Source organism: Nocardioides lianchengensis (assembly GCF_900101465.1).
Taxonomy (GTDB): domain Bacteria; phylum Actinomycetota; class Actinomycetes; order Propionibacteriales; family Nocardioidaceae; genus Nocardioides; species Nocardioides lianchengensis.
Genome location: NZ_FMZM01000010.1, coordinates 1 through 12,717 on the forward strand (window position 1 = coordinate 1; position 12,717 = coordinate 12,717).

The 12,717-nt window shown below is 71.7% G+C and carries 13 protein-coding genes and 1 tRNA gene; 5 read left to right on the plus strand and 9 right to left on the minus strand.

All coding sequences use genetic code 11. The features are described 5' to 3' along the window. The coding region (locus tag BLT76_RS17565; protein ID WP_211753043.1) for a hypothetical protein at positions 1-408 on the minus strand (408 nt) is incomplete at its 3' end. Between the two features lie 175 nt (positions 409-583). Then, complete coding sequence (locus tag BLT76_RS17570) at positions 584-1,774, minus strand: Nramp family divalent metal transporter (protein ID WP_244509460.1); 1,191 nt, start codon at positions 1,772-1,774, stop codon at positions 584-586. Positions 1,775-2,212: 438 nt separating this feature from the next. On the opposite strand from BLT76_RS17570, the gene BLT76_RS17575 reads away from it, so the two are divergent. The 5 genes from BLT76_RS17575 (at position 2,213) to BLT76_RS17595 (ending at position 5,217) form a co-directional block, all read left to right on the plus strand. Continuing rightward, positions 2,213-3,139: a ferritin-like domain-containing protein gene (locus BLT76_RS17575; RefSeq protein WP_090859197.1), complete on the plus strand. Its 927-nt coding sequence runs from the start codon at positions 2,213-2,215 to the stop codon at positions 3,137-3,139. A gap of 194 nt (positions 3,140-3,333) precedes the next feature. Next, positions 3,334-3,750: a sec-independent translocase gene (locus tag BLT76_RS17580; RefSeq protein WP_090859199.1), complete on the plus strand. Its 417-nt coding sequence runs from the start codon at positions 3,334-3,336 to the stop codon at positions 3,748-3,750. Positions 3,751-3,764: 14 nt separating this feature from the next. Next, positions 3,765-4,019, plus strand: a complete 255-nt coding sequence (gene tatA / locus BLT76_RS26615) for a twin-arginine translocase TatA/TatE family subunit (protein WP_090859201.1) — start codon at positions 3,765-3,767, stop codon at positions 4,017-4,019. Between the two features lie 7 nt (positions 4,020-4,026). Then, positions 4,027-4,869 (plus strand): twin-arginine translocase subunit TatC, encoded by an 843-nt coding sequence (gene tatC / locus BLT76_RS17590; protein ID WP_090859203.1) that lies wholly within the window; start codon positions 4,027-4,029, stop codon positions 4,867-4,869. A gap of 135 nt (positions 4,870-5,004) precedes the next feature. After that, positions 5,005-5,217, plus strand: coding sequence for a hypothetical protein (locus tag BLT76_RS17595; protein WP_090859205.1), 213 nt, complete (start codon positions 5,005-5,007; stop codon positions 5,215-5,217). A gap of 36 nt (positions 5,218-5,253) precedes the next feature. On the opposite strand, the gene BLT76_RS17600 is transcribed toward BLT76_RS17595, so the two are convergent. The 7 genes from BLT76_RS17600 to BLT76_RS17630 form a co-directional block, all read right to left on the minus strand. Then, positions 5,254-6,897 (minus strand): LCP family protein, encoded by a 1,644-nt coding sequence (locus BLT76_RS17600; RefSeq protein WP_090859207.1) that lies wholly within the window; start codon positions 6,895-6,897, stop codon positions 5,254-5,256. 60 nt (positions 6,898-6,957) lie between these two features. After that, on the minus strand, positions 6,958-7,932 hold the full coding sequence (locus BLT76_RS17605) for a GNAT family N-acetyltransferase (protein ID WP_090859209.1): 975 nt from the start codon (positions 7,930-7,932) through the stop codon (positions 6,958-6,960). A 67-nt stretch (positions 7,933-7,999) separates the two neighbouring features. Continuing rightward, positions 8,000-8,072, minus strand: a tRNA-Asn gene (locus BLT76_RS17610). Positions 8,073-8,133: 61 nt separating this feature from the next. Next, positions 8,134-8,586, minus strand: a complete 453-nt coding sequence (locus BLT76_RS17615) for a hypothetical protein (RefSeq protein ID WP_211753044.1) — start codon at positions 8,584-8,586, stop codon at positions 8,134-8,136. A gap of 23 nt (positions 8,587-8,609) precedes the next feature. Continuing rightward, entirely contained in the window at positions 8,610-10,511 is a 1,902-nt protein-coding gene (dnaG, locus tag BLT76_RS17620; protein WP_090859210.1) for a DNA primase, read from the minus strand. A gap of 28 nt (positions 10,512-10,539) precedes the next feature. Further along, positions 10,540-11,454, minus strand: a complete 915-nt coding sequence (locus BLT76_RS17625) for a 2-hydroxyacid dehydrogenase (RefSeq protein ID WP_090859212.1) — start codon at positions 11,452-11,454, stop codon at positions 10,540-10,542. 24 nt (positions 11,455-11,478) lie between these two features. Beyond that, positions 11,479-12,717, minus strand: coding sequence for a deoxyguanosinetriphosphate triphosphohydrolase (locus tag BLT76_RS17630; protein WP_090859213.1), 1,239 nt, complete (start codon positions 12,715-12,717; stop codon positions 11,479-11,481).

Below are 12,717 nucleotides of genomic sequence, written 5' to 3' on the forward strand. Positions count from 1 at the left end.
GATGTCGCGGGTCTCACCCGACACGTGGTACCCCGAGCTTCCCGCGCCCGTGATCCGCTCGACCTGGTCCAGCAGCCGGATCGGGCTCTCGTCGAACGGACCCTGCTGGATCGAGAACACGACACCGTCCTTGGTCAGGACCGTCTGCTCGACATCCCGCGCCTGGTCGCCGCCGCGCGGCTCGTCGGTGGTCCTCAGACCCGAGATCACGCCCCACCCCGGCGGAACCGACATGCTGACCTCCGTGGTGACCCGGAACGCCTCGCCGGTGCGGGTCGTGTCGTCCCACGCCACCTGGTCATCGACCCACGGCACGACCCAGGCCCACAGCGCCAAGACCGCGAACGCGACCACCGCGTAGGGGATGGACCGACGGTCCAGTCCCAGCCACCGGTGCTCCACGGGCACCCGACGCCCGCTCAGTTCCGTCGACGACATCACGCCTCACTCCCCGAGCGGCTCCGAGCCGCACCTTGCGGGAAAACCTAGGGATCCGTCTTGGATCGGTCAAACATCAGCTCGGCGGTCTCGCGGAGGCCCGGCGGCGGTGGGCCGGCGACGCGCCGTCTCACCGCGCGCCGGGTCAGCCGCGGACGGTGAGGACGATCAGGGCGAGGTTGAGGGCGATGATCACCGCGGCGACGACGGCTGCGGCGTACGTCGTACCGCGTCGGTTGACGAGGGCGCCCATGATGTCGCGGCGGCGGGTGAACATGATGAGCGGCACCAGCGCGAACGGGATGCCGAACGACAGCACCACCTGGGAGACGACCAGGGCCTGGGTCGGCTCCACTCCCAGGGCGAGAACGACGAGGGCCGGGGCCAGGGTGACCAGCCGCCGCACCACCAGCGGGATCCGGCGGCGCAGGAAGCCCTCCATCACGATCTGGCCCGACAGGGTGCCCACGCTGGAGGCGGCGAAGCCGGAGGCGAGCAGGGCGAGCGCGAACAGCAGCGCCGTCACCGTGCCGAGACTCGTCCCGATCGCGGCGTGCGCGCCCTCGATGGTGTCGGCGCGTCCGCTCAAGGCGCTGGCGGCGATGACGAGCAGCGCGAGGTTCATGAACCCGGCGACCGTCATGGCGGTCACGACATCGATCCGCTGGCTGCGCAGCAGTCCCAGCCGCTGGGGCTCGGTGGTCGTGACGTAGCGGCCGGTGGTCAGGCTGCTGTGCAGATAGATCGCGTGCGGCATCACGGTCGCACCGAGCATCCCCGCCGCCAGGAGCACCGACTCCGAGCCGGCGAACTGCGGCGTGAGGCCGGAGGCGACCGCGAGCGGCTCGGGCCCGCCGCGCAGCACGTTGTAGACGAAGCCGATCAGGATCACCGCCAGCAGGCCGGTGATGGCGGCCTCGAAGGGCCGGTGCCCTCGTGACTTCAGTCCGAGGAGGGCGAAGGCGACGACGGCCGTGATCGTCCCGCCGACGAGGAGCGGCAGGTCGAAGAGCAGCTTCAGCGCGATCGCTCCGCCGACGACCTCGGCCAGGTCGGTGGCGATCGCGACCAGCTCGGCCTGGAACCACAGTCCGCGTACGGCGGGCCTCGGCAGCTGGCGACGGCACAGCGCCGGCAGGCTCAGCCCGGTCGCGATCCCGGCCTTGGCCGAGAGGTACTGGATCAGCATCGCCATCAGGTTGCTCGCCACCACGACCCAGACCAGCAGGTAGCCGTAGGTCGACCCGGCGCTGAGGTTGGTCGCGAAGTTGCCCGGATCGACGTACGCGATGGCGGTGACGAAGGCCGGTCCGAGCAGCGGGAGAGGCCCGCCCACGGTGGCACGGGGACGAGCGAGGAAACGACGTCGTTCCTGGAACATGGCATCGGTCCTGACCGGGCGAAATTGGCGCTGACAATTCACCAAAGCGCATATTTGGGCGCATTTCAAGAGCGCCATTTTAAAGCGAGGTCATGGCTCTTCATCTTCGAAGCCATCGCCAGATCGGATTGGAGGCGACTTTATTTTTCTTTTCTCCAACCCCTTGGCAAAGCCCGATTCAGGAGTACGTTCATCCAGGTCAGCGGCCTGCGTGGTGCATGTGCGTCAGGTCCATGATGTCGCAGAAATCCGCATCGGGGAAATCCAAGCCGGCGCGGATGTCGAATAGCGCAAGGGTGGCCACGCCATTCTCGCAAGATCGAGCAGTGGCGCATTCTCGGCGGTCCGACCGGTCCGCGTGCGCCGTTCCACGTGAATTCGGATGGAGATGACATGTTCGGAAAGACCGTCGTTCGCGACATGATCAACCGCAGTGCCGAGAACGAGACCGACCGCCGGATCTTCCTGAAGTCGGCGGGAGTCGCCGGCCTGGGTGCCGTCGGCGGGGCCGCGCTCACCGGCGCGGCGACCACCTCTGCCTCGGCCGCCGCTCCCAGCGACGGGGCGGTGCTCAACTTCGCCCTCAACCTGGAGTACCTGGAGGCGGAGTTCTACCAGCAGGCCGCGTTCGGGCGCTCGCTGGGTGACCGGCTGACCTCCGGTAAGGGCCGCAAGGGTGGGGTGACCGGCGGCCGCAAGGTCGACTTCGACACCCCGCGCATCGCCAAGGCGGCTCGCGAGATCGCCGGGGACGAGCTGGCGCACGTCAAGTTCCTCCGGACCGCGCTGGGCGGCGCCAAGGTGGCTCGCCCGCAGATCAACCTGCGCAGCAGCTTCACCGCCGCCGCCCGGGCCGCCGGCCTCATCGAGGAGGGTCAGACCTTCGACCCGTTCGCCAACGAGAACAACTTCCTGCTGGCGGCGTACATCTTCGAGGACGTGGGGGTGACCGCCTACAAGGGCGCCGCTCCTCTGATCAGCAACAAGACCTACCTGGAGGCCGCCGCCGGCATCCTGGCGGTCGAGTCCTACCACGCCGGCATCATCCGGTCCGCGCTCTACGAGAAGGACCTGTGGAAGCCGGCCCGGGCGATCAGCAACGCCCGCGACTCGCTCGACGGCCGGTCCGACCTTGACCGGGGTCTCGGCAACACGAAGAAGATCAACCTGGTCCCCACCGACCGCAACGGCATCGTCTACAGCCGCTCGGCCGCCCAGGTGCTCAACATCGCCTACCTGAACCCGAAGCAGGTCTCCCGGGGCGGCTTCTTCCCGCGTGGCGTGAACGGCGCCATCACGGTCAGCGGCGGCAAGAAGTAGGTGACCGCGATGACCTGGCAGCAGTACCTCGGCGCCCTCGTCCTGGTCCTGATCCACCTCCGGATCGCGTGGGCCCTGATCGGACCCGCGCACCTGCAGAGGGTCACCGTCCCGGTCCGCTGACCCGATGCCGGTCGGGACGGGACGATCCCGTCCCGTCCCGACCGGCACGTCCCCCGAAGGAGGGAGAGCACATGTTCGGCATCGGACTACCCGAGCTCGCGATCCTCGCGCTCGTCGCCGTCTGCGTCTTCGGCCCTGATCGGATCCCCGAGCTGGCGCGTCAGGCCGGCTCGCTGATCCGTGCCGCGAAGCGCCTGGCCGAGGGCGCGCGTGACGAGCTGCGCGAACAGCTCGGCCCCGAGTATGCGGACCTCGAGCTCCGCGACCTCGATCCTCGCGAGATCGTCCGTCGTCATGTCACCTCGGCCCTGGAGGACGAGGACCGGCCCGACGACCGCGCGGACGACCAGCAGGACGAGGAAGACCCCGACGACTTCGTCGTGTCGGATCCCGACGCGAGGGACGACCTGGACGACGACCCGGACGACGACGTCCCCACCCGCTCCACCCGCCGGCACGACGCCCCGTCGTACGCCGACGCGACCTGAGGAAGGAACGCCCCATGAACCCGCTCCTGATCGGAGGGCTCGGCACGACCGAGCTCCTCATCATCCTGGCCGTCCTGGTGCTGCTCTTCGGCGCCACCAAGCTTCCCGAGCTGGCTCGCGGCAGCGGCCGTGCCCTGCGAATCTTCAAGGCGGAGACCCGTGAGCTGATGGACGGCGACGACGACACCGTCGACACCGGCCGTGCCGCCGACGTCCCCCAGCCCCGCCCCCGGGTCGAGCCGGTCGCCGCGCCCGACCCGCGTCCCTGAGATCGTCATGAGCATCAGCGGAGCGATCGGCATCCTCAGCACCCGCCCGCGTCACGCGGTCGGGACGGACGGTCGGATGGTCCTCACCGACCACCTCCGCGAGCTGCGAGCGCGGATCATGCGCTCGGTCCTCGTGGTGGTCGTGGTCTTCGGGATCTCGTTGTTCTTCTACGACCAGCTCCTCGAGCTCGTCCGGCGCCCCTACGACCAGGCGGTCGCGGCGCTCGGCCAGGAGGTCCCGACCGATCTGGTGATCTCTGGCGTCACCTCTCCGCTGATGCTCCAGCTCAAGCTGTGCGGTGTCGCCGCCGTCATCCTCTCCAGCCCCTACTGGCTGCTGCAGATCTGGGGGTTCGTCGTCCCGGGCATGCGTTCCGGGGAGAAGCGGTGGACGCGCGTCTTCGCAGCCGTGGCCGGCCCCCTGTTCCTCGGCGGCGTCGCCCTCGGGTACTACGTCCTGCCGAAGGGCATCGAGGTGCTGATCGGCTTCACGCCGGTCGACGTGACCAACCTGGTCGACTTCGGCGAGTTCTTCTCCTTCCTGACCCGGATGCTCCTGGTCTTCGGGATCGCCATGGAGATCCCTCTCTTCGTCGTGATGCTCAACCTGGCCGGCGTCGTCTCCGGGAAGGCCATCGGCCGGCACCGGCCCTGGATCGTGATCGGCACCTTCGTCTTCGCGGCGGTCGCCACCCCGTCGACCGACCCGTTCTCCATGCTGATGCTGGCCTTCCCCATGCTCGGGCTGTTCATCGTGGCCGAGATCGTCTCTCGACTGCTCGACCGACGCCGTGGCCGTGCCCAGGACCCGGCCTGGGCGGACGACGAGGTCTCACCGATCCACGACTGATGGTCCGCGGACCATCCGGGGAGACGACAGGCCTACCCAAATTCGGCGATCTCGCACTCGCATCGTCCCCCGGGTGGGTCAGGGACCTCGCCAGTCTTAACCCCAGCGGATCGCGCCACGGGGACGGAGCAGGGGATGGACCAGGCGGAGTTCAGGACGATCGACGGACAGATCGATGCCGTCGCCCGACGCACCTCACACGCCCTGCTCGCCCTGGACGGGTTGCGACGCTCGCCCGACCCGGCCATGCGGCTGGCCTACCGCGAGGTCCACGACCTGGTCGGCGACCTCGGCGCGCTCCGCGTGACCGTGGGCTCACTGGCCACGCCACCGCGACGCACGGCGTAGGCCCGTCAGTCATCCGCCGGGTCGCCTGAGCGGGCTCTACTCCCCCGCGGCCTCGACGCCCTCGACCGGCTCGTAGCCGCAGGAGTCGCGGGCGTCGACCGCTGCGCCGGGCTCCTCGGACGGGGTCGCGGTCGGCGAGCCCGACGGGGTCCCGGACGGCGACTCGGACGGGGACCCGGAAGGCGACTCGGAAGGCGACTCGGTGGGCGTGGCCGAGCGGGGCTTGATCGCCCGCGTCACGGTCTCGTGCATCCATGCGAAGTCGGGGTCGCCGGAGAAAAACTTGTCGGACCGCTTGAAGACGACCGAGCGGACATTGGCGTCCTTGACCTTCAGCGCCAGCTCCACGAACGCCGGGACCAGGTCGAGCGGGATGTCGCTGGAGACGACCTCCTTGCCGGCGGCCGCCAGCTCGGTGTAGCGGGTGATCAGGGTCGCCGGATCGGCGGCGTCGATGATCGCGTCGATGGTGCAGCGCTGGCGCTCCATGCGCTCGTAGTCGTCGGACCCCCAGCGGCCGCGCGCGAACCACAGGGCGTGGAAGCCGTCGAGGTGCTGGTCCGGGCCGGGCTCGATGTAGCCCGTCGGCGGGATCCCCGCGTCGGTGTTGCCGTTGATCGCCACCGGCTTGTTGACGTTGACGGTGATGCCGCCCATCGCGTCGACGACGTCCTTGAAGCCCTTGAGGTTGGCCAGGACGTAGTAGTCGACCCGGATGCCGAGGCTGCCCGCGACGGCCTGCTTGATCGCGTCCGCGCCCTCGTTCTTGCTCTTCCCGAGCACGCCGGGGTGGCGCTCCGGGATCTGGCCGTAGATCGCGTTGAGCATGTAGAAGCCGTCGTCCTCGGCGCCGGAATAGCCGTCCGGGTAGAGGTCGTGGAGCGGGCTGTCCTCGGGGAACTGGGCGTTCATCATGTTGCGCGGCAGGCTGAACATGACGGTCCGGCCGGTCCGCACCGAGATGCTGGCGAGGATCACCGTGTCGGTGCGGACGCCGGTGCGGCCGACGCCGCCGTCGCCACCGAGCAGCAGCACGTTGACCCGCTCGCGGTCGCCCCACGGGTTGGCCTTGGTGACGTCCTCCGGCGACGTCGCCGTCTCGTTGCCCTCGAAGACCGACGACACCAGGTCGGAGGTCGCCAGCGCCGAGCGGGCGGCGTACGCGACGGGGACGCCGACCAGCAGGCAGAGCACGACCACGAAGCCCTGGCCGACCGCCGTGTGCCAGCGGGACCGCTGCAGCGGCCGGACCTTGCGGTAGGTCAGGTGGACGACGCCCGCCCAGGCGACGAGACCGACGACGAACACCGCGGCGGCGATCTTCAGCTGGGTCGGCGAGGTCGCGAAGTCGAGGACGGCGCGCAGGTCGCGGCCGACGTACCAGCCCGCGGCCGCGAGACCGAGCACGGTCGGCAGCAGGACCAGCCACCCGAGGGCGCGACGGCCGCTCCACACGAGCCCGGAGCCCGGGAGCAGCGCGCCGAGCAGGGTGACCCCGATCGTGCCGGGGAGGCCGTGCGCCCGTCGCTGCCCGCTCGCGCGCCGGGCGCCGCCGCGCGGGACCGCCGAAGCCGAACGCCGGGACCGGCGGGCGTCACCCGACTCGGCCCTCCGCCGGCCTCCCCGTCGCGAGGGCGCGGGGACCTGCGGAGCAGGGAGAGGGGGCAGCGCGTCGACCATGGCGCGGACAAAATACCCCGTCGAGGTGCCGGATCGTGGCTGATCCCCAGGTCTGCGGGTTCAGTCCTCCCGTTGCACCTGGTGGAGCAGCTCGGCCGGGCGGTAGCCGAACGCCTCGTTCGTACGACGCATCGCGTGGTTGTCGGGGTCGGTCCAGGTGTGCAGCGCGCGCCGGTCCGGGTGCTCGCGGGCGAGCACGTCGAGGGTCGCCAGCTTCAGCTGCCGCCCGAGTCCGTGGCCCCGGTGGGCCGGCATCACCAGGGTGTCGTCCTGGATCGCCTCGCGGTCGTCGTGGGCGCAGAAGACGACGGAGTACCCGGCCCTCGTCCCGTCGTCGTGCCGGGCGACCGCCACCACCTGCCGGTAGGACCGAGCGGTACGACGCTCCTGGGTCCGCAGCCGCTCCGCGTCGAGCCGGACCGGCGCCTGGTCGAGACCGCCGGTCGGGACGTCGAGCGCCATCCGGTGGCGCATCGCGAGGTAGGCGTCCAGGTGCTCGTCCGGGCAGCGGTCGCGCCAGGTGAGGACGTCGTACCCGGGCGGCGGCTCGGTGCGGGGCGGGTCGGCCGGCAGCGGCAGGACCAGGTGCTCCTCCCGGTGCACGGTCGTGAAGCCGAGCGCCTCGGCGAACGCGAGCCCGGACGCCGCGGCGTCCTCCGCAGCGACCGACAGCTCCCCCGTCACGGTCCGGCGGCCGTCCGCCCGGCGTACGGCGTCGGCGTGGTCGTGCAGCGCCCGACCGATCCCGCGGCGCCGGTGGTCGGGGTGGACGTGCACCTCCAGCTCGGCCAAGTGCCGGTTCTCCGCCTGGTCGAGGACCAGCTCCGCGATGCCCGCGGTCGCGCCGTCGACACGCACCGCCAGCAGGTGCACCCGCCGGAAGGGACTGGGGTCGCGGACCGGGTGGGCCAGCGCCGCGAAGGTGCGGTGCAGCGCGTGCGGGCGACCGTGGCGCACCGAGGCGGCCTCGACGTCGTACCACTCCCGCAGGGCCGCCTCGTCGTGCGGATCGACCTCGACCACCGGGTGCGACATGGGCCGGAACCTACCCCGGACGCACGAGTGGGGCCGACACCGTGACGGTGTCGGCCCCACTCTTCTGCTCCCCCGGTTGGACTCGAACCAACAACCCTCCGATTAACAGTCGAATGCTCTGCCAATTGAGCTACAGGGGATCGGTGCAGCGCGGGAAACCCTAGCAAGACGCGAGCGGCCCGACGAAATCGAGGTGGGTGGTCAGCCGACCTCGGCCTGCGCGGCGGCCAGGGCCTCGGTGGCCGCGGCCTGCACGGCCGGGTCGTCGGGGTCGACGCCCTCGTCGTACTCGTAGAGCCAGGCGAGCGGACGGTCGCCGCGCGGCGCCCGTCGGGCGATGACCCGGAAGCCGCGACCACCGTCGACGGCGACGTGGCGCTGCAGCACGATGCTGGCCGTCACCCGCTCCCGCACGAGCTCCAGGAGCCGGCCCGGCTCCTCGATCGACAACCGGTGCTCCGCCCTCGGGGCGCCCCAGCGGCCGACCTCGCTGACCGTCAGGGTGGACTCGTCGCGGCCCCAGTCGGCGGCCTCGACCTCCTCCCAGGGCAGCCGAGTGCCGTCGGGGAGGTAGAGCGCGTCGCGGGTGCCGCCGACGACGCCCTCGGCGCTGTCCGCCGAGGCCAGCAGCCGTTCGCCGCGGTGCACCGCCACCGCCGGAGGGGTACGGCGCAGCCTCACAGGGTCGAGCCCCCGAGCCGGTCGCGCAGCGCGCGACGGTGCGCCTCCAGCGCCGCCAGCTCGCCGAACATCCGGTTGAACTCCTCCGGATGCTCGACCGGGTTGGTGCGCTGCAGCTTGGACTTGATGTCGGCGATCCGCCGCGCGGCCGTCAGCTCCAGCAGCTTGAAGACGTGCTCGGCGACGTAGGCCGCGTCGGGCTCCTTGATGGTGCGCAGCGGCTCGACCGCGAGGGCGCTGATCGCGGCCGAGACCTCGGGGTCGCTCGCGCCGTCGCGGATCCGGCCCGCCCACCCCGGGTCGCCCGAGCCGGCCGCCGGGCCGCCGGCGGCGGCCACCAGCTCCCAGACCGCTCGGTACGTCGGGTGCAGGAAGTCGTTCCCGCCGATGTCGCCGGTGGTGCGGCCGATGGCCATCGGGTGCTGGATGACCAGCTTCAGCGTCTCCCGCTCCAGGGCGAACCGCGGGTCGCGCAGGTCGGGCACCTGCCGGCGCGGGGCGGGCGCCGGCGTCGGCTCGGGCTCCGGCTGGCGGGCCCGGCGGTCGTCGGTGCGGGGCGGCTGGGCCGGGCGCTTCGCGGCCCGTCGTACCTCGTTGCGGGCGTCCTCGGGGTCGGCGCCGACCATGCCCGCCAGCTCGCGGGCGAAGGCGTCGACCTTGGACCGGTCGCGGATGCTCGAGACCAGGCGGGCCCCCTCGCGCAGGGCGTCGACCCGGCCGTCGGCGCGGTCGAGGTCGTACTTGCCGACGACGTTGCTGAGCACGAAGCGGTAGAGCGGGACCCGCCGGGCGACCAGCTCGCGGACCGCGGCGTCGCCCTTCTTCAGCCGCAGGTCGCAGGGGTCGAGTCCGTCGGGCTCCACGGCGACGTAGGTCTGGGACACGAAGTTCTGGTCGCCGGCGAAGGTCTTCAGCGCCGCCTTCTGGCCGGCGGCGTCGCCGTCGAAGGCGAAGATCACCTCGCCGCGGAACTCCTCGTGGTCGTGCAGGAAGCGCCGCAGCACCCGGGAGTGGTCGTCGCCGAAGGCGGTGCCGCAGGTCGCGACCGCGGTGCCGACGCCGGAGAGGTGGCAGGCCATCACGTCGGTGTAGCCCTCGACCACGACCGCCTGGGAGGACTTGGCCATCTCCTTGCGCGCGAGGTCGATGCCGTAGAGCACCTGGCTCTTCTTGTAGATCGAGGTCTCGGACGTGTTGAGGTACTTGGCCTCGATCCGGTCGTCCTCGAGGATCCGGCGCGCGCCGAAGCCGATCGTGTCGCCGCTGGCGTCGCGGATCGGCCACATCAGCCGCCCGCGGAACGCGTCGTACGCCGAGCGCCCAAGCTTGACCAGCCCGGCTGCCACGACCTCCTCCTGCGAGAAGCCGCGCTGGCGCAGGTGGCGGAAGAGCTCCTCTCCGCCCTGCGGCGAGAAGCCGATGCCGAACATGTCGGCGTGCGACTGGTCGAAGCTGCGCTCGGCCAGGAACTGCCGGGCCGGCAACGCCGCCGGCGTCGCGAGCTGCTCGGCGTAGAACTCCTGGGCAACCCGGTGCGCCTCCACCAGCTTCCCGCGCTGGGGACCGCGCGGACGGTCGTCGCGGTCGTCGCCCTCCTCGCGCTGCAGCTGGACGCCGTACTTCTCGGCGAGCCGCTCGACCGCCTCGCCGAAGTTGAGGCCGTCCAGCTTCATCACGAAGCTGATGACGTCGCCGCCCTCCCCGCAGCCGAAGCAGTGGTAGAACCCCCGGCTCGGGTTGACGTTGAACGACGGCGACTTCTCGTCGTGGAAGGGGCACAGACCCTTCTGGGAGCCGCCGCCGGCGTGGCGCAGGGTGACGTACTGGGAGACGACCTCGTCGATGCGCGCCTTCTCGCGCACCTCGACGATGCTCTGTTCGCGAATCCGGCCCGGCACGTGCCGATCCTACGGGCGCGTGGGCGGGCTAGTACTCCCCGGACATCACGTTGTGGAGCGGCTCCCCCGCGGCGAAGCGGTGCAGCTGGTCGCGGACCAGCCGGTGGGCGCGCGGCCACATCGCGCTGCTGGCCCCGCCGACGTGCGGACTGATCAGCAGGCCGGGGGCGTCGTACAGGGGGCTCTCGGGTGGGAGCGGCTCGGTGTCGGCCACGTCGATGGCCGCGGTGATGCGGCCGGTGCTGAGCGCGGCGACGAGGTCGTCGGTCACCACGACGGCGCCACGGGCGACGTTGACCAGCAGCGCGCCGTCCTTCATCCGGGCCAGGAAGCCGGCGTCCACCAGGCCGCGGGTGGCGTCGGTGAGCGGGATGATCAGCACCACGACGTCGGCGTCCGGAAGCAGGTCGGGCAGCTCCTCGACCGGGTGGACGCCGTCGCGGGCGGTGCGCGCGACCCGGACGACCTCGGTCTCGAACGGCCGCAGCCGGGCCTCGATGGCCTCGCCGATGGCGCCGTACCCGACGAGCAGGACGCGCTTGTCGGCCAGGGCCGGCCGCCAGCCCGGGCTCCACTCACGCCGGTCCTGCTGGCGCACGAAGTCGGGGATGCCACGGAGACTGCTCAGGATCAGCGCCAGTGTGAGCTCGGCCGTCGACGTGTCGTGGATGCCCCGGCCGTTGCACAGCGTCACGCCGTCGGGGATCCGGGACCGGACGTTGTCGACGCCCGCGGACAGCGTCTGGACGACCTCGAGGCTCGACATCCGGCCGAGCACCTCGCCGATCGAGGGCCCCATCTGGTACGGCGGCACGTAGAAGCGCACGTCCGTCACGCTGTCCGGCACCTGCTCGGTGGGGTCGACGACCTCGTAGCGCAGCCCGCTCGGCGGGTCGCCCAGGAGCTCGGGTTCGAAGGGCAGCCAGACGAGGGGGTCGCTCACGCCCTCGAGCCTAGGCTCCCCGGCCTACCGGGACGTGAGCCGGGTGTGCCAGGCCACCGCGCTGGCGTCGGTGAGCGAGGCGACCTGGTCGACCACGACGCGCAACCGGGCGGCGTCGTCGGCCGCGGACCGCCAGTCGTCGCCGAACGGGCGCTGGAGGACGTCGGGGCCGCGGTCCAGCAGGACGGCGACCAGCTCGGCGACCAGCTCGCGCTGGCGGACCATCAGGGCGATCCGGTCCTCGGCCTGCATGACGTAGTGCGCGGCGATGCCCTTCAGGACCGCGATCTCCAGCCGGGTCCGCTCGGGGACGACCAGGTCGGCCTCGTAGCGGGCGAAGGGGCCATCGCCGGCCGCGAAGGTAGCGTGCTGGGCCGCGCCGCAGAAGCGGCCGATCAGGTCGCTGGTGAGGTTCTTCAGGGCGGCCTGGCCGCGCCTCGACCCGTCGTACGACGTCGTCGGCCAGCTCTCCTGCGTGCGCAGCCCGGCCAGCACCTCGTCGAGCTCGTCATCCGTGGCGTCCGGGAGGTACCAGCCGCGGACCGTCTCCCAGACCGCCGCCGGGTCGAGCCGGGTCAGGTCGACCCGCTCGGCGACGATCCCGTCCTCCACGTCGTGCACGGAGTAGGCGACGTCGTCGGCGAGGTCCATCACCTGCGCCTCCAGGCACTGGCGGGTGCCGGGCGGCGCGGGCGCCCGCAGCCAGCCGAAGACCGGCAGGTCGTCGGCGTAGACGCCGAACTTGCCGGAGGCGGGCGCCTCGGCGCGGGTCCACGGGTATTTGGTGCAGGCGTCCAGGGTCGCCCGCGTGAGGTTGAGGCCCACCGAGGCACCGTCGGCGTCGAAGGTCTTCGCCTCCAACCGGGTCAGCAGCCGCAGCGTCTGGGCGTTGCCCTCGAAGCCGCCGCAGTCCTCGGCGATCGCGGCCAGCGCCCGCTCGCCGTTGTGGCCGAACGGCGGGTGTCCGAGGTCGTGCGCGAGCGCCGCGGTCTCGGCGAGGTCCGGCTGGCTGCCCAGCGCCCGCGACAGGTCCCGCGCGACCTGCGCGACCTCCAGGCTGTGGGTGAGCCGGTTGCGCACGAAGTCGTCCGCCCGCGGGTCGACGACCTGGGTCTTCGCGGCCAGTCGGCGCGAGGCCGCGGCGTGCACGACCCGCGCCCGATCGCGCTCGAACGGCGCCCGGGTCGGGGCGTCCACCCGCTTGGGGGGCTCCGCGACCAGGCGCTCGCGCGCAGCCTCGTCGTACCGGCTCAGGACGTCCAT

Excerpts from the sequence above, each read along its gene's own strand:
- BLT76_RS17595 (WP_090859205.1), top strand. The coding sequence starts at position 5,005 with ATGGACCAGGCGGAGTTCAGGACGATCGACGGACAGATCGATGCCGTC.
- BLT76_RS17580 (WP_090859199.1), top strand. The coding sequence starts at position 3,334 with ATGTTCGGCATCGGACTACCCGAGCTCGCGATCCTCGCGCTCGTCGCC.
- BLT76_RS17630 (WP_090859213.1), bottom strand. The coding sequence starts at position 12,717 with ATGGACGTCCTGAGCCGGTACGACGAGGCTGCGCGCGAGCGCCTGGTC.
- tatA (WP_090859201.1), top strand. The coding sequence starts at position 3,765 with ATGAACCCGCTCCTGATCGGAGGGCTCGGCACGACCGAGCTCCTCATC.
- tatC (WP_090859203.1), top strand. The coding sequence starts at position 4,027 with ATGAGCATCAGCGGAGCGATCGGCATCCTCAGCACCCGCCCGCGTCAC.
- BLT76_RS17605 (WP_090859209.1), bottom strand. The coding sequence starts at position 7,932 with ATGTCGCACCCGGTGGTCGAGGTCGATCCGCACGACGAGGCGGCCCTG.
- BLT76_RS17600 (WP_090859207.1), bottom strand. The coding sequence starts at position 6,897 with ATGGTCGACGCGCTGCCCCCTCTCCCTGCTCCGCAGGTCCCCGCGCCC.
- BLT76_RS17575 (WP_090859197.1), top strand. The coding sequence starts at position 2,213 with ATGTTCGGAAAGACCGTCGTTCGCGACATGATCAACCGCAGTGCCGAG.